General features: G+C 63.7%; 14 protein-coding genes. 4 read left to right on the forward strand and 10 right to left on the reverse strand.

Going from position 1 to position 16,263, the window contains the following annotated elements; translation table 11 throughout:
- Positions 1-107: 107 nt before the first annotated feature.
- Positions 108-944 carry a mechanosensitive ion channel family protein gene (locus tag OH705_RS05220; RefSeq protein ID WP_023631294.1) on the reverse strand — a complete coding sequence of 279 codons (837 nt, stop codon included), beginning with the start codon at positions 942-944 and terminating at the stop codon, positions 108-110.
- Positions 945-1,057: 113 nt separating this feature from the next.
- Positions 1,058-1,543, reverse strand: coding sequence for a YajQ family cyclic di-GMP-binding protein (locus OH705_RS05225; protein ID WP_011535522.1), 486 nt, complete (start codon positions 1,541-1,543; stop codon positions 1,058-1,060).
- 100 nt (positions 1,544-1,643) lie between these two features.
- Between OH705_RS05225 and OH705_RS05230 the strand changes: the two genes are divergently transcribed.
- Genes OH705_RS05230 through OH705_RS05240 form a run of 3 tightly spaced genes read left to right on the forward strand, consistent with a single transcriptional unit; the run spans position 1,644 to position 5,191 of the window.
- The gene (locus tag OH705_RS05230) at positions 1,644-2,561 is read left to right on the forward strand and encodes a putative 2-dehydropantoate 2-reductase (RefSeq protein ID WP_094010213.1); all 918 of its coding nucleotides are present in this window, start codon (positions 1,644-1,646) and stop codon (positions 2,559-2,561) included.
- 37 nt (positions 2,562-2,598) lie between these two features.
- Positions 2,599-4,626 (forward strand): ATP-binding protein, encoded by a 2,028-nt coding sequence (locus tag OH705_RS05235; protein ID WP_038707420.1) that lies wholly within the window; start codon positions 2,599-2,601, stop codon positions 4,624-4,626.
- A 1-nt stretch (position 4,627) separates the two neighbouring features.
- Positions 4,628-5,191: a cob(I)yrinic acid a,c-diamide adenosyltransferase gene (locus OH705_RS05240; RefSeq protein ID WP_267301254.1), complete on the forward strand. Its 564-nt coding sequence runs from the start codon at positions 4,628-4,630 to the stop codon at positions 5,189-5,191.
- A gap of 66 nt (positions 5,192-5,257) precedes the next feature.
- Here OH705_RS05240 and OH705_RS05245 read toward each other — a convergent pair whose 3' ends face one another.
- The 4 genes from OH705_RS05245 to secA all read right to left on the reverse strand — a co-directional run bounded on the left by OH705_RS05245 (position 5,258) and on the right by secA (position 10,927).
- Entirely contained in the window at positions 5,258-6,202 is a 945-nt protein-coding gene (locus OH705_RS05245) for a Nudix family hydrolase (RefSeq protein WP_267301256.1), read from the reverse strand.
- On the reverse strand, positions 6,199-6,831 hold the full coding sequence (locus OH705_RS05250) for a glutathione S-transferase family protein (protein ID WP_267301258.1): 633 nt from the start codon (positions 6,829-6,831) through the stop codon (positions 6,199-6,201). The genes OH705_RS05245 and OH705_RS05250 overlap by 4 nt, the downstream gene beginning before the upstream one ends.
- A gap of 54 nt (positions 6,832-6,885) precedes the next feature.
- Positions 6,886-8,103, reverse strand: a complete 1,218-nt coding sequence (gene argJ, locus OH705_RS05255) for a bifunctional glutamate N-acetyltransferase/amino-acid acetyltransferase ArgJ (RefSeq protein WP_038707417.1) — start codon at positions 8,101-8,103, stop codon at positions 6,886-6,888.
- 88 nt (positions 8,104-8,191) lie between these two features.
- Positions 8,192-10,927 carry a preprotein translocase subunit SecA gene (secA, locus tag OH705_RS05260; RefSeq protein WP_031314821.1) on the reverse strand — a complete coding sequence of 912 codons (2,736 nt, stop codon included), beginning with the start codon at positions 10,925-10,927 and terminating at the stop codon, positions 8,192-8,194.
- A gap of 351 nt (positions 10,928-11,278) precedes the next feature.
- Between secA and OH705_RS05265 the strand changes: the two genes are divergently transcribed.
- Entirely contained in the window at positions 11,279-11,728 is a 450-nt protein-coding gene (locus OH705_RS05265) for a DUF721 domain-containing protein (RefSeq protein WP_023629816.1), read from the forward strand.
- 104 nt (positions 11,729-11,832) lie between these two features.
- Here the strand turns inward: OH705_RS05265 and lpxC are convergent, their stop codons facing one another.
- The 4 genes from lpxC to OH705_RS05285 form a co-directional block, all read right to left on the reverse strand.
- Positions 11,833-12,744, reverse strand: coding sequence for a UDP-3-O-acyl-N-acetylglucosamine deacetylase (lpxC, locus tag OH705_RS05270; protein ID WP_023629817.1), 912 nt, complete (start codon positions 12,742-12,744; stop codon positions 11,833-11,835).
- A gap of 112 nt (positions 12,745-12,856) precedes the next feature.
- The gene (ftsZ, locus tag OH705_RS05275) at positions 12,857-14,053 is read right to left on the reverse strand and encodes a cell division protein FtsZ (RefSeq protein ID WP_023629818.1); all 1,197 of its coding nucleotides are present in this window, start codon (positions 14,051-14,053) and stop codon (positions 12,857-12,859) included.
- Between the two features lie 55 nt (positions 14,054-14,108).
- Complete coding sequence (gene ftsA, locus OH705_RS05280; RefSeq protein WP_094010215.1) at positions 14,109-15,377, reverse strand: cell division protein FtsA; 1,269 nt, start codon at positions 15,375-15,377, stop codon at positions 14,109-14,111.
- A gap of 14 nt (positions 15,378-15,391) precedes the next feature.
- The gene (locus OH705_RS05285; protein ID WP_023629819.1) at positions 15,392-16,261 is read right to left on the reverse strand and encodes a cell division protein FtsQ/DivIB; all 870 of its coding nucleotides are present in this window, start codon (positions 16,259-16,261) and stop codon (positions 15,392-15,394) included.
- Positions 16,262-16,263: the final 2 nt, after the last annotated feature.

A 16,263-nucleotide genomic window follows, 5' to 3' on the forward strand; every position in this document is an offset into this window, starting at 1 on the left:
CCTCCCCTCCCCCCCCCCTCCCCCCCTTTTTTGTGCCCCCCCCGCGGCGGCGCGGGGGGGGGCGCGGGGGGCGCCCCCCCGCCGCCCCGATTTCGCGGACGCTTATGTTACGCCACGGTCTCCTGCACCACGCGAATCACTCGCTGTGGAAAGGGAATGTCGATGCCTTCGGCCTTGAGCCGATCACGGGCATGTTCGTTGAGCATGAACATCACGTCCCAATAGTCGGCGGTCTTGGTCCAGATGCGCAGCGACACGGTGATCGAACTGTCGCCCAGGGTCGAAATCACCGCCTGCGGCGCCGGGTCCTGCAGTACACGCGGATCCTGGGCCAGCTCCAGCAGTACATTGCGAGCCTTCTGCAGGTCGGCGTCGTAATCCACCCCCACGTCGAACACCACCTTACGGGTCGGCTGGCGGTTGGTGTTGGTGATGATGCCGTTGGACAGGCTGCCGTTGGGCATGATCACGGTCTTGTTGTCGCCAGTGCGCAGCACGGTGTGGAAGATCTGGATGCTGTCCACGGTACCGCTGACCCCTTGGGCCTCGATCCAGTCACCGATACGGAAGGGGCGGAACATCAGGATCAACACGCCGCCGGCGAAGTTGGCCAGGCTGCCTTGCAAGGCCAGGCCGATAGCCAGGCCGGCGGCACCGATGGCGGCGACGAACGAGGTGGTCTCGATACCGATCATCGACGCCACGCTGACCATCAGCAGCACTTTCAACACGATATTGGCCAGGGTGCTGATGAAGCCCTGCAGTGCGGCGTCGGCGCGCAGGCCCACCAGCTTGCCGAGACGGGCGCTGAGTTTGTTGATGATCCACCAGCCGATGGCCAGCGTCAGCAGCGCCAGCAACAGGCGGCTGCCGTACTCCATGATCAAGGGAACCCAGGTCTGCGATTGGCGAACAAGCTGATCGACTTCAGCGTTCAAATCCATGTTTATCTCCTGATGCCGAACGGCAAGTACACAGTGAAGCGGGCAGCGCAAAGCCAGCGGCCCTGACCCCGATGGACATCAATGCGCCATCAAGGTTCCGGGCCGCTGTACGATCAGTCGCGGAAGTTGTTGAACTGCAGCGGCATGTCGAATTCCTTGGTGCGCAGCAAGGCAATGGCCTCCTGCAGGTCATCGCGCTTCTTGCCGGTGACGCGAACCTGCTCGCCCTGGATGGCGGCCTGGACCTTGAGCTTGCCGTCCTTGATGGTGGCAACGATCTTCTTGGCCAGGTCCTTGTCGATGCCTTCGCGGAACTTGGCTTCCTGCTTCTTCTCCTTGCCCGAAGCGTAGGGATCCTTGGTTTCCAGGCATTTGACGTCGATCTTGCGCTTGACCAGTGCCAGGCGCAGGATTTCCAGCATGGCCTCGAGCTGGAACTCCTCCTCGGCGGTCAGCAGCACGGTCTGCTCCTTGTCCTTAAACTCGAAGGTGCCCTTGCCCTTCAAGTCGTAGCGACGGTCGAGGTCCTTGATGGCGTTGTCGACAGCGTTCTGCACTTCGTGCTTGTCCAGTTCCGATACCACGTCGAACGAAGGCATGGTTGATCTCCAGAAAAAAAAGCGCGCTCGGCCTGAAGATGGAGCGCGTCGGGTTTGATGGTTAAAATGCGGACTCATTATAACGGGTTGCGAAACGCAGATGAGCAGCACCTGGCATATTCTCGGCGCCGGCAGCCTCGGCAGCCTCTGGGCCTGCCGCCTGGCCCGCTCGGGCAAGGCAGTCCGCCTTATCCTGCGCGACCAGCAGCGCCTGGCCGCCTATGAACGCAAGGGCGGGCTGACCCTGATGGAGCAGGATGTCCAGCACCACTATGCGATCCCCGCGGAGAGCTTCGACGCGCCCGGCCCGATCCATCGCCTGCTGGTCGCCTGCAAGGCCTATGACGCCGCGCCTGCCGTGGCGCGCCTGGCCCCCAGGCTGGCCCATGGCGCCGAGCTGATACTGCTGCAGAACGGCCTGGGCAGCCAGGACGAGGTCGCCGAGCAGGTGCCCCACGCCCGCTGCATCTTCGCCTCCAGCACCGAGGGCGCGTTCCGCGAAGCCGACTGGCAGGTTCGCTTTGCCGGCCACGGATTCAACTGGCTGGGTGATCCGGCCAGCCCGGGCATGCCGACCTGGTTCGACGACCTGCACGAGGCCGGCATACCGGCCGAGTGGGCGCTCGACATCCCTGCTCGCCTGTGGCGCAAACTGGCGCTCAACTGTGCGATCAACCCGCTGACGGTACTGCACGACTGCCAGAATGGCGGCCTGCTCGGGCACCTGACCGAAGTCGACCCGCTGTGCGACGAACTGGTCAACCTGCTGCATCGTTGCGGCCAGCCCGAAGCGGCCAGCGACCTGCACGAGGAAGTACAGCGAGTGATCCTGGCCACCGCGGCCAACTATTCTTCCATGTACCAGGATGTCCGCCATGGCCGGCGCACCGAGGTCCACTACCTGCTCGGCCACGCCTGTCGTGCCGCCGGCAGACACGGCCTGGCAGTGCCGCAACTGGAACACCTGCACCGACGCCTTGTCGATAACCTGCAGGCCCGCGGCCTGCGCAGCGACTGATCCTGCCCATTCATCGGAAACGGACACCCTCAGACCCATGACCCTGCGTCAACGCCTGGAAAACCTCCCGGTCGGGCAGAAACTGCTGGCGGCCCTGCTGGTGCTGCTGGTGACCATTCTGCTGGTGGCTAACCTGGCATTCATCAGCGCCGCCTACTGGATCACCCAGGAGAGTATGGCCCCCCAGGCCCTGCAGACCATCGGCAAGCTGGTGTCCAATCCGCAGTTGTCGGCCCGCGCCGGCGACACACCGGAGACCGCCAGCGCGCTGCTCAAGGAACTCGACAGCTATGCCCCCCTGCGTGCCGCGGCGATCTATGGCGGCGATGGCCGCCTGCTGGCGCAACTACAGCATGGCGACCCGCTGACCCTGCCCAAGCGCTACCGCAACATCGATGGCTGGCGCCTGATGGAGTTTCGCAGTACTCAGCTGATCCGCCTGCCGCGCAGCGCCGCCCCACCCGCACACCTGCTGCTGGTGGCCAGCAGCGAGTTGCCCACCGCGTTCTACACCGGCACCCTCTCCGCCAGCCTGGCGATCCTGGTTTTCAGCGTGCTGCTGTGGCTAGTCATCGCTCGGCAGATCAAACGCCTGATCACACTGCCGATCAACCGCCTTGAAGAGCTGACCCGCCAGGTCACCCGTGAGGAGAGCTATGCCCTGCGCGCCCAGCGCGGCAATGACGACGAGATCGGCGGCCTGGCTGAAGCGTTCAACACCATGCTGTCGCGCATTGAAGCCCGTGAACAGCAACTCAAACGCACCCGGGACGAATTCCAAAACGCCTACGACCAGGCCCAGGGCTTGGCTGAGGAAACCCGCCACACCAACCGCAAGTTGGAGCTGGAAGTCCAGGTCCGCAGCAAGATCGAGAAAAAGCTCACCGGTTTCCAGAACTACCTCAACAGCATCATCGACTCAATGCCCTCGGCGCTGATCGCCCTCGATGAACAGCTCTACGTCACCCAGTGGAACCACGAGGCCACGGTACTCTCCGGGACACCGCTGGACGAAGCGCTGAACCAACCGATCTTCCTCGCCTTCGAGCCGCTCAAGCCGTTCCTGCCGCAGCTCAAGGAGAGCGTGGAGAAACACCGGGTGGCCAAGATCGAGCGGGTCACCTGGCCAAAGGGCGAGGACCTGCGTCACTACGCGCTGACCTTCTACCCGCTGATGGGCGGTGGCGGACGCGGCGTGGTGATCCGTATCGACGACATCACCCAGCGTCTATCGCTGGAAGAAATGATGGTGCAATCCGAGAAGATGCTCTCTGTCGGCGGCCTGGCGGCCGGCATGGCACACGAGATCAACAACCCGCTGGGCGCGATCCTGCACAACGTGCAGAACATCCGCCGCCGTCTGTCGCCGGACCTGCCGCGCAATCAGGAGCAGGCCAACGAGCTGGGCATCGACCTGCCGACCATCAATCGCTACCTGGCCAGCCGCGAGGTGCCACAGTTGCTCGACGGCATCCAGCAAGCCGGCGCGCGGGCCGCGAAGATCGTCACTCATATGCTCAGTTTCAGCCGCCGCAGCAACCGCCAGCTAGTCCCTTGCGACCTGCCGGCGTTGATCGACCAGGCGGTGGAGATTGCCGGCAATGACTTCGACCTGGCCATCGGCTTCGACTTCAAGGGACAGGCCATCGTCCGCCAGTTCGACCCACAGCTGGGGCCGGTGCCCTGCACCGCCAACGAACTGGAGCAGGTGCTGCTGAACCTGCTGAAGAATGCCGCCCAGGCCATCCACCAGCGCCCGCAACCCAGCGAGCCTGGGCGTATCACCTTGCGCACCAGGCTCAACCCGCCCTGGGCGGAAATCCAGGTCGAGGACAACGGCGTCGGCATGCCCGAGACGGTGCGCAAGCGCACCTTCGAGCCATTCTTTACCACCAAGGAGATCGGCCAGGGCACCGGCCTGGGCCTGTCGGTGTCGTATTTCATCATCACCAACAACCACAAGGGGCAGATGGAAGTGCAGTCCACCCCCGGCCAGGGTACCTGCTTCACCCTGCGCCTGCCCCTGAACCAGGCCCAACCGGCCCCCCTGAACACGGAGACATGACATGGGCTATCGCCTGTCGAAGATCTATACCCGCACCGGCGACAAAGGTGAAACCGGCCTGGGCGACGGGCGCCGGGTGCCCAAGGACCATCCGCGCGTCGAGGCGATCGGCGAGGTCGACAGCCTCAACAGCCAGCTCGGCGTGTTGCTGGCGGGTCTGGCCGAGGCAGGGTTGGGCGAGCTGATCGAGGTGCTGGCGCCTTGTCAGCATCGGCTGTTCGACCTGGGGGGCGAATTGGCGATGCCCACTTACCAGGCGCTGAACAGCGTTGAAGTGGAGCGCCTGGAGGCTGCGATAGACCGCTGGAACGACGAGTTGGGGCCACTGAAGAACTTCATCCTCCCCGGAGGCTCGATGCTGGTGGCCCAGGCCCATGTATGTCGCAGCGCGGCACGCGCAGCTGAACGACGCTGCCAGCAGTTGAACACGCTGGAGCCGCTGGAGGGAGTGGGGCTGGCCTACATCAACCGGCTGTCGGACCTGCTGTTTGTCGCAGCACGGATCATTGGACGACGCCAAGGTGTCGACGAAGTGCTGTGGCAGACGGCCGAGAAGCCCGTCTGAAAGCATCGCGGGGCAAGTCGGAGCGGCGCTGCGGCGACCCGACTTGGCCCGCGATTGGCGGATGACTCAAGCCCCAGGCCAGAACGCCCGAATCCCCGCCACGCCCTGAGCACCGGCATCCCACGCCTGCTCCCGCTCACCCGGCCCCACCCCACCCAGCAGAAACACCGGATGGCTGATCCCGGCGATCAAGCGCTGTGCCTCATCCCAACCCAACGGCTCAGCCTCAGGATGAGTCTGCGTCGCCTGCACCGGCGACAGGGTGACGAAGTCCACCCCCATCTGCTCGGCCAATGCCAGCTCCTCGGCACTGTGGCAGGACGCCGCCAGCCAGCGCTCCTTCGGGAACGGCCGGCCCTTGGCCGCGTACTTGCGCAACTGCGCGGCGGTCAGGTGCCAGCCGGCAGACGGGAAGTCGCCGAGCCATTCAAGCGGCCCCTTGAGCATCAGTTGCGCCTTGCCTGCGCACAGGCCAACCGCGTCGACCGCCACATCGCGGTACTTGGGGTCGTACATGTCCGGTGCCCGTAGCTGGATCAGCCTGATACCGCTGGCCACGGCCTTCTGGATACCTTTGAGCAACTCGGGCACTTCCAGACCGTCCGGGGTGATCAGGTATTGATCGGGCAAACGCGCGGCGGCGACGATCGGCTTGTTGGCCTCGGGGAACGCATACTGCCCCAGGTCACGCGGAGCCACCCACGCCAAAGGCTGCCCTTCTGCCCCATGTGGCTCACCGGTAAAGCCATCCACCTCGCGCACATCGAGCAACACCTGCTTGTCCGGGTAATCGTGGCTGACCTTGATCAGCGGGCGCGAACCCGTGACCTCGATACCCAGCTCCTCACGCAGCTCACGGGCCAGCGCCGCTTCGACGCTCTCCCCCGCTTCCACCTTGCCGCCGGGGAACTCCCACAAGCCGCCTTGATGCTGAGTATCCGCACGACGGGCGATCAGGATGCGACCATCGGTACCGCGGATGACCGCGGCCACTACATGAATCCGTTTCACCCTTCACGCTCCGCCAGGCCAGCCTGCTGCCAGGCCTGGAAGGCCGGCCACTGGTAGATGGTTTCGATGTAGGCGGCGGCCTCGGCCGGCACCTCGACGCGGTAGGTGCGCAGGCGCACGGCCACCGGGGCGAAGAAGGCATCGGCCAGGGTCGGCCGGCCAAACAGGAACGGGCCGCTATCCTTGGCCACCAGGCGGCACTCGGACCACAGGGCGACGATGCGGTCGATGTCGACCTGCACATCCAGCGGCACGCTTTCCAGCGCCTGGTCGCGGGACAGGTCGAACGGCATGGCGCCGCGCAGGGCGAAGAAGCCGCTGTGCATCTGGGCACAGGCCGAACGGGCCTGGGCACGGGCGGCGATGTCCTCAGGCCACAGGCGAGCCTCAGGGTGGCGTTCGTTGAGGTATTCGGCGATGGCCAGGGAGTCGGCGATCACACCATGCTCGCTCTGGAGCAGCGGCACCTTGGCGGTCGCCGAGAAGGCCAGCAGGCGCTGGCGGGTGTCGGGCTGGTTGAGCTTGACCAGGGTTTCTTCGTAGGGGGTGCCAGCCAGCTCAAGAGCCAGGGCGCCGCGTAGCGACCAGGAGGAATACAGCTTGTCGCCGATGATCAGGTGATAGCTCATGGTTCGGCTCCATAGAATTCGAGATATTGGGGCTGCTGTGCAGCCCCTGTGACATCAGGTGCGGTATTCGGCGTTGATCTTCACGTACTCGTGGGACAGGTCGGTGGTCCAGATGGTTTCGCTGCACTGGCCACGGCCGAGGTCGATACGGATGGTGATCTCTTCCTGGGCCATCACCGCCGAGCCTTGCGCCTCGGTGTAGCTCGGGCTGCGCCCGCCTTTGCTGGCGATGCACACGCTGTCCAGATACACATCGATCAGGCTGACATCCAGCTCGGGCACGCCGGCGCGACCGACAGCTGCGAGAATGCGGCCCCAGTTGGGGTCGGAGGCGAACAGCGCGGTCTTGATCAACGGCGAGTGAGCCACGGCGTAGCCGACGTCCAGGCACTCCTGGTGGTTGCCACCACCGTTGACTTGCACGGTGACGAACTTGGTGGCGCCTTCGCCGTCACGGACGATAGCCTGCGCCACCTCCATGCACACTTCGAACACCGCTTGCTTCAGCGCTTCGAACAGCGCGCCGCTGGCTTCGGTCACTTCCGGCACATCGGCCTTGCCGGTGGCGATCAGCATGCAGCAGTCGTTGGTCGAGGTGTCGCCGTCGATGGTGATGCGGTTGAACGACTTGTTGGCGCCGTCGAGCATCAGGTCCTTCAACACCGCCGGGGCGACCTTGGCATCAGTGGCGATGTAGCCGAGCATGGTGGCCATGTTCGGGCGGATCATCCCCGCGCCCTTGCTGATACCGGTGACGGTGATGGTCTTGCCGTCGAACTGGAACTGACGGCTGGCGCCCTTGGGCAGGGTATCAGTGGTCATGATGCCGGTGGCGGCTTCGGCCCAGTTGTTTTCCGACAGGTTGTCCAGGGCGGCCTGCAGCGCGCCTTCGATCTTCTCGACCGGCAGCGGCTCGCCGATCACGCCGGTGGAGAACGGCAGGACCGACTCGGCCGGCACACCGGCCAGTTCGGCCAGCCTGGCGCAGGTGCGCTCGGCGGCGGCCAGGCCTGGTGCGCCGGTGCCGGCGTTGGCGTTGCCGGTGTTGGTCAGCAGGTAACGCACGGTGCCCTGCACACGCTGCTTGGAGAGGATCACCGGTGCCGCGCAGAAGGCGTTGAGGGTGAACACGCCGGCGACGCTGGAGCCTTCGGCGCAGCGCATCACCACCACATCCTTGCGCCCCGGGCGCTTGATGCCCGCCGAGGCGATACCGAGTTCGAAACCGGGAACCGGGTGCAGGGTGGGCAGGGGACCAAGACCAACAGCCATTAGAGCGCTCCTAGATAAATCGGTTGAGAACAAAAAGCGGGGCCGCAAAGCGGCCCCGGATGTGTCACGTTACTGCAGGTGGTTCAGATCATTCAATCTGACCATGGCAATGCTTGAATTTCTTGCCCGAGCCACACCAGCAAGGCTCGTTGCGACCGAGCTTCATGTCGTTGCGCACAGGGGCCGATGCGACGGCGACTTCAGCGCCCTCCTCGGCCAGTTGCTCGCCTTCCAGGCCAGGTGCGGCGGCGTGCTGGAACTGCATGCGGCTGGCCAGTTCCTCGGCCTCGCGGCGCAGACGGGCTTCTTCCTCGACCGGGTCTTCGCGACGGACCTGAACGTGCGACAGCACGCGGATGGTGTCGCGCTTGATCGACTCGAGCAGCTCCTGGAACAGGGTGAAGGATTCGCGCTTGTACTCCTGCTTGGGGTTCTTCTGCGCATAGCCGCGCAGGTGGATACCGTGGCGCAGGTGGTCCATGGTCGACAGGTGGTCTTTCCACAGGTCGTCCAGCACGCGCAGCAGGATTTGCTTCTCGAAGGTACGCAGGGCGTCGATGCCGGCCTGGTCTTCCTTCTCGTTGTAGGCGTCGGTGATTTCCTTGAGCAGCTTCTCGCGCAGGGTCTCCTCGTAGAGGTGATCGTCCTCGTCGAGCCACTGCTGGATCGGCAGTTTCATGGCGAAGTCGCTGGACAGCGAGGCCTCCAGGCCAGCCACGTCCCACTGTTCGGGCAGCGATTGCGGCGGGATGTGCTGGCTGATGGTTGCATCGAGCACTTCCTGGCGGAACTCGGCGATGGTGTCACCGATGTTCTCGGCCGCTAGCAGGCTGTTGCGCATGTGGTAGATCACCTTGCGCTGCTCGTTGGCCACGTCGTCGTACTCGAGCAGCTGCTTGCGGATATCGAAGTTGCGGCCCTCGACCTTGCGCTGCGCTTTTTCGATGGCATTGGTCACCATGCGGTGCTCGATGGCCTCGCCGGACTGCATTCCCAAAGCCTTCATGAAGTTCTTCACCCGGTCAGAGGCGAAGATGCGCATCAGACTGTCTTCCAGCGACAGGTAGAAGCGGCTCGAACCGGCATCACCCTGACGGCCGGCACGGCCACGCAGCTGGTTGTCGATACGGCGCGATTCGTGGCGCTCGGAGGCGATCACGTGCAGGCCACCGGCCTCCAGCACCTGCTGGTGACGCTTCTGCCAGTCGGCCTTGATCTGGGCGATCTGCTCGGCGGTCGGGTTGTCCAGGGCGGCGACTTCGGCCTCCCAGTTACCGCCCAGCAGGATGTCGGTACCACGGCCGGCCATGTTGGTGGCGATGGTCAGGGCACCCGGCGCACCGGCTTGCGCGATGATCTCGGCTTCTTTCTCGTGGTACTTGGCGTTCAGGACCTTGTGATCGATACCTTCCTTCTTGAGCAGGTTGGACATGTGCTCGGAGGTTTCGATGGTCGCGGTGCCGACCAGGACAGGACGGCCCTGGGCCATGCTTTCCTTGATGTCGGCAATGATCGCCGCGTACTTCTCGTCGGCGGTCAGGTACACCAGGTCGTTGAAGTCCTTGCGCGCCAACGGCTTGTTCGGCGGGATGACCATCACGTTGAGCGCATAGATCTGCGCGAACTCGAACGCCTCGGTGTCGGCGGTACCGGTCATGCCGGACAGCTTGGTGTACAGACGGAAGTAGTTCTGGAAGGTGGTCGAGGCCAGGGTCTGGCTTTCGGCCTGGATGTTCAGGTTTTCCTTGGCCTCGATGGCCTGGTGCAGGCCCTCGGACAGGCGGCGGCCCGGCATGGTGCGGCCGGTGTGCTCGTCGATCAGGAGGATCTGGCCATCCTGGACGATGTACTCGACGTTGCGGTGGAACAGTTTATGCGCCCGCAGGCCGGCGTAGACGTGGGTCAGCAGGCCCAGATTGTGCGCGGAGTACAGGCTCTCGCCCTCGGCCAGCAGGCCGGATTGGGTGAGCATGTCCTCGATGAACTGGTGGCCGGCCTCGTTCAGTTCGACCTGGCGGCTCTTCTCGTCGATGCTGTAGTGACCCTCTTGGGTCACCTGGCCTTCGACTTCCTCGATGTGCTGGGTCAGGCGCGGGATCAGGCGGTTGATCTCGATGTACAGCTTGGAGCTGTCCTCGGCCTGGCCGGAGATGATCAGCGGGGTACGCGCTTCGTCGATGAGGATCGAGTCGACTTCGTCGATCACCGCGAAGTTCAGCTCACGCTGGAACTTCTCGTCCTGGCTGAACGCCATGTTGTCGCGCAGGTAGTCGAACCCGAATTCGTTGTTGGTGCCGTAGGTGATGTCGGCGGCGTAGGCGGCACGCTTCTCTTCCGGCGGCTGGAACGCCGAGACGATGCCGACGGTCAGGCCGAGGAACTCATACAGCGGGCGCATCCAGTTGGCGTCGCGGCGGGCCAGGTAGTCGTTGACGGTGACCACGTGCACACCCTTGCCGGACAGCGCATTGAGGTAGACGGCCAGGGTACCGACCAAGGTCTTGCCTTCACCGGTACGCATTTCTGCGATCATGCCTTCGTGCAAGGTCATGCCGCCGATCAGCTGGACATCGAAGTGACGCATGCCCATCACGCGCTTGCCGGCCTCGCGGGCTACCGCGAAGGCTTCTGGCAGCAGTTGGTCGAGCGTTTCGCCTTTGGCCAGGCGTTCCTTGAACTCTGCGGTCTTGCCCCGCAGTTGCTCATCGGAGAGGGCCACCATCTTCTCTTCGAAGGCATTGACGGTGCTCACCGTCTTGAGCATGCGTTTGATTTCACGCTCGTTCTTGCTTCCAAAAAGTTTTTTTAACAAAGGCGCAAACATATCGGCAGGATCTTCCACACGTAGGGATGGAGGGCGGCCCCATGAGTCGCCCGTGCAGCCCAGAGGCCGCATGCGAACGAGCATTCTACCCGGAAACGATGGTGAGGAAAGTGGTGGATTTCCACGATGCTGGCACAGCGCTTTTAGGGGGCCTGACTAACATAGGGCCTTTTTGCACAAGTTCAAGGTGCGCATAGATGAAACGTATCGCCAATGACTTGTATCAAGATCCGACGGACGATCGCGGGGCCAGTCTGCTCCCGCCCCTGATCACGGCGTGTGGGCCGAGCGGGCCCCGTGATGAATGACCAACTGTTAGACTGATGGTCCTGTCATTTTCAGCGCAATCCCATGGCCTACAAACCTAGCCCTGCCCGCCCACCCGCCGACCTGCTGCGCAAGGCGCGGCCACTGCGCTTGCTGCTCAACCAAGCCGAGCGCATCGAGCATCTGCAGCGTCTGCTCGAGAGTCAGTTGCAACCGGCCGCCCGGGAGCATTGCCACGTGGCGTCCTGGAAGGAAGGCACCTTGTTGCTGGTGGTAACCGACGGCCATTGGGCTACCCGCCTGCGCTACCAGCAGAAGCGTCTGCAACGCCAGCTCCAGGCCATGGAAGCCTTCGCCAACCTCAGCCGCATCCAATTCAAGGTACAGCCGCCCTTGGTCCCAGCGAAGCGCGCAGGCCAAGGCCCGGAGCTGACGGAAACTGCCGCGTTGAGCATCCGCGGGTCCGCCGAGGGCATCAGCGATCCCAAGCTCAAGGCGGCGCTGGAGCGGCTGGCGACACATGCCAAGACTTGATCGGTTTTGCTCAAACCCGACTCCAAATAAGATGCAACCTGGATCATCGCGTATAAAAAAGGCCACCCGAGGGTGGCCTTAATCACTAGAGAGAGTGTTCGAACTTACACAGCCGCAACAGGGCGCATGTACGAGATCGGTGCCGTGCTGGCATCTTCGAAAGTCACCACTTCCCAAGCGTCGGTTTCCGCGATCAGCTTGCGCAGCAGCTGGTTGTTCAGCGCGTGCCCGGACTTGTATCCCTTGAACTCGCCGATCAGGCTGTTGCCCAGCAGGTACAGATCGCCGATGGCGTCGAGGATCTTGTGCTTGACGAATTCGTCATCGGAACGAAGGCCGTCTTCGTTTAGCACACCCGTCTCGTCGACGACGATGGCGTTCTCGACACTACCACCCAGCGCAAGGTTGTGCTTGCGCAGGTACTCGATGTCACGCATGAAACCGAAGGTACGGGCACGGCTGACTTCCTTCACGAACGAGGTGCTCGAGAAGTCGACAACAGCGCTCTGGGTCTGGCCCTTGAGGACCGGGTGATCGAAATCGATCTCGAAGCTCACCTTGAACCCGTCGAAGGGCAGGAAAGTGGCGCGCTTGTCACCCTCTTCCACTGTCACTTCACGCAGGATGCGGATGAACTTCTTCGGTGCGTCCTGTTCTTCCAGGCCGGCCGATTGGATCAGGAATACGAAGGGTCCGGCACTGCCATCCATGATCGGCACTTCCGAGGCGGAGAGCTCGACGTAGGCGTTATCGATGCCCAGGCCCGCCATGGCGGAGAGCAGGTGCTCGACCGTATCGACTTTGACGTCACCGTTGACCAGCGTGGTCGACATGGTGGTCTCGCCGACGTTGGCCGCGCGCGCCGGAATTTCGACCACAGGGTCGAGGTCGGCGCGACGGAAGACGATGCCGGTGTCGACAGGCGCAGGCTTGAGGGTCAGGTAGACCTTCTCCCCGGAGTGCAGGCCGACGCCTGTGGCACGGATGGTATTCTTCAGGGTGCGTTGTCTAATCATGGCATTGGCCGCTTCAGCGCAAATTGCGAACAGGTATCAACAAAGGCTGGGGATGATAACAGACCCGGCCTTTGCTGAACACCAATCACCCTTATACCCCTGATAAATTCCATTAATCGGCCTGACGACGCAGGAACGCCGGGATATCCAGGTAATCCAGATCGTCCTGGGGGTTGAGTTTAGCGGCAGCCGCAGCACCTGCATGGGCTTGGTTGCGCATCACGGTCGGGCGCTCCAGGTCACGGTAGTTGACGGCCGACTGCTCCTGGCGAGCCGGGGCAGGATTGGAGGCCTCATATGCCTGCTGAGCAGTCTGCAGGGTGTTGTCGACCACCTTGACCGGCTTCTCGATGCGAGCGCCAAGGCCAGTTGCCACGACGGTCACGTGCAGTTCGTCGCGCATGTCCGGGTCAATCACAGTGCCGACCTTGACCATCGCATGGTCGGAGGCGAAGGCCTCGATGATGCTACCGACGTCGGAGTATTCACCCAGCGACAGGTCTGGGCCAGCGGTGATGTTCACCAGAATACCGCGGGCGCCCTGCAGGTTGACGTCTTCGAGCAGTGGGTTGCGAATCGCCGCCTCGGTCGCTTCGCGCGCACGGTTAGGGCCGCTGGCGCAGCCGGTCCCCATCATGGCCATGCCCATCTCGCCCATCACTGTGCGCACGTCGGCGAAGTCGACGTTGATCATGCCCGGACGCTTGATGATGTCCGAGATGCCACGTACGGCGCCGGCCAGCACGTCGTCGGCCTTGGCGAAGGCGGACAAGAGGCTTGCATCCTTGCCCAGGATGGTCAGCAGCTTCTCGTTGGGGATGGTGATCAGCGAGTCGACGCTTTCAGCCAACATGCGGATGCCTTCGTCGGCAATCTGCATGCGCTTGCGACCTTCGAACGGGAACGGACGGGTCACCACCGCGACGGTAAGGATGCCCATTTCCTTGGCCACTTCGGCGATGATCGGCGCCGCGCCGGTACCGGTACCACCACCCATGCCGGTGGTGATGAATACCATGTTGGTGCCCTGCAGCACTTCGGCGATGCGCTCACGGTCTTCCAGCGCGGCCTGACGGCCGACTTCCGGATTGGCGCCAGCACCCAGGCCCTTGGTCACACCGGTGCCCAGTTGCAGGATGGTGCGCGCGCCGATATTTTTCAGCGCCTGAGCATCGGTGTTGGCGCAGATGAATTCCACGCCCTCGATGCTGCTCTTGACCATGTGGTTGACGGCGTTGCCGCCGCCACCGCCGACGCCGATCACCTTGATGACCGGACTTTGCGGGACGTTGTCTACGAGCTCGAACATTTTCCCTCTCCTTACAGTTCTCTAGTTGTCGCGCCTACCACTACTGCTTTGAAACTCAGAAGTTGCTCTGGACCCAACGCTTGAGTCGCTCAAGCACTGGCCCCTTGGGTTCATCGCCATAGCTGTTGTTGCTGCTGTTGCTGTTGCTGATACCGGTCAGGGACAGGTCCTCGGACTGCTTCTGCAGGCCGTAGGTGAGCAGGCCCACGCCGGTGGAATAGATCGGGTTGCGGACCACGTCGCTCAGCCCGCGGACGCTGTGCGGCACGCCCAGGCGTACCGGCATGTGGAAGATTTCCTCGGCCAGTTCCACGGCACCCTCCATCTTCGCGGTACCGCCGGTGAGGACGATGCCGGCCGGCACCAGGTCCTCGTAGCCACTGCGGCGCAGCTCAGCCTGGATCAGGGTGAACAGCTCGTCGTAACGCGGCTCCACCACTTCGGCCAAGGCCTGGCGCGACAGCTCGCGCGGCGGGCGATCACCCACGCTCGGCACCTTGATGGTCTCTCCGGCACCGGCCAGCTTGGCCAGAGCGCAGGCGTAGCGGATCTTGATTTCCTCGGCGTACTGCGTAGGCGTACGCAGGGCCATGGCGATGTCGTTGGTGACCTGGTCGCCGGCGATCGGAATTACCGCGGTGTGGCGGATCGCGCCTTCGGTGAAGATGGCGATGTCGGTGGTGCCGCCACCGATGTCCACCAGGCACACGCCCAGCTCTTTCTCGTCGTCGGTCAGCACCGAGTAGGCCGAGGCCAGTTGCTCGAGGATGATGTCGTCGATTTCCAGACCGCAGCGACGCACGCATTTTTCGATGTTCTGCGCCGCGTTCACCGCGCAGGTAACCACGTGGACCTTGGCTTCCAGGCGCACGCCCGACATGCCCAGGGGCTCGCGCACGCCTTCCTGGTTGTCGATCACGTAGTCCTGCGGCAGGGTGTGCAGCACCCGCTGGTCGGCCGGGATGGCCACGGCCTGGGCGGCATCGAGCACGCGCTCGAGGTCGGCGGTGCTGACTTCACGGTCGCGGATGGCGACGATGCCGTGGGAGTTCAGGCTGCGGATATGGTTGCCGGCAACACCGACGAACGCCGAATGGATGCGGCAGCCGGCCATCAGCTGGGCCTCTTCGACGGCGCGCTGGATCGACTGCACGGTCGATTCGATATTCACCACCACGCCCTTCTTCAGGCCGCGTGACGGATGGGTGCCGATCCCGACGATCTCCAGGGTGCCGTCCTCGCCGACTTCACCCACCAGCGCCACCACCTTGGAGGTGCCGATGTCCAGCCCGACGATCATTTTGCCGCTATGCGCGTTTGCCATGGTCCTGCCTCTCTCTAATTCTTCGCAACGGCGGGTTGGGCCGTCGTCGGTGCATTCGGTTCCCGCCAACCAACGGCAAGTCCGTTGGAATAACGCAGATCGATGCGGGCGATATTGGTGATCTGGTCTTTAAGCGATTTGTCGTAAATGGCAATGAAACGGCGCATCTTCTCCACCAGGTGGTCGCGCCCCAGCAGCAGCTCGATGCCTGGGCCGGCGCTACCCGCGCCAGTGGTCAGGAACCAGCTGCCTCGCTCGCGCAGCTCCAGGCGAGCGATGGAAAAGCCCATGGGGCGCAGCATCTGGCTCAATACCTGATACTGCTGCATGACTTGTTGCTGAGCGCGCTGCGGCCCGAACAGCTGCGGCAGGTGCTCGTAGTTGGCCAGCTCGCGCGGGGTGAAGGCCTGCCCCTGGTTGTTGAGCAAGGCCTCGTCGCCCCAGCGCGCCACCGGCAACTGTTCTTCCAGGCGGATAACCACCTCGTCCGGCCACACCCTGCGCACTTCGGCGTGGGCGATCCAGGGCATCTGCTCGAGCTCGACGCGCATCGCCGCGAGGTCGACGGTGAAGAAGCTCGCCGCCACGTAGGGCGCGATCCGCTGCTGCACCGCCTGCTGGCTGATGTAGCTGAGGTCGCCCTGCACGGCAATCTTGGTGATCGGCCGGTCGGCGTAGGGCATCAGGCGAATGGCACCCTCATAGGCGCCAAAACCGGCGGCCACCAGCAATACCGGCCACAGCAGACGCTTGAGGCCGCCGAAGCTTGGCCGCGGCAGGCGCGCCGATACGGGCTCGTCGGCCACCAGTCGGCTGGCACCACGCGGCACCGGCTTGCTACGGCCGGTGACGGGTGGCTGCTGACGTATCATCGCGCCTTGCATGG

The sequence above is a fragment of the Pseudomonas sp. BJa3 genome (assembly GCF_026343815.1).
Classification (GTDB): domain Bacteria; phylum Pseudomonadota; class Gammaproteobacteria; order Pseudomonadales; family Pseudomonadaceae; genus Aquipseudomonas; species Aquipseudomonas soli.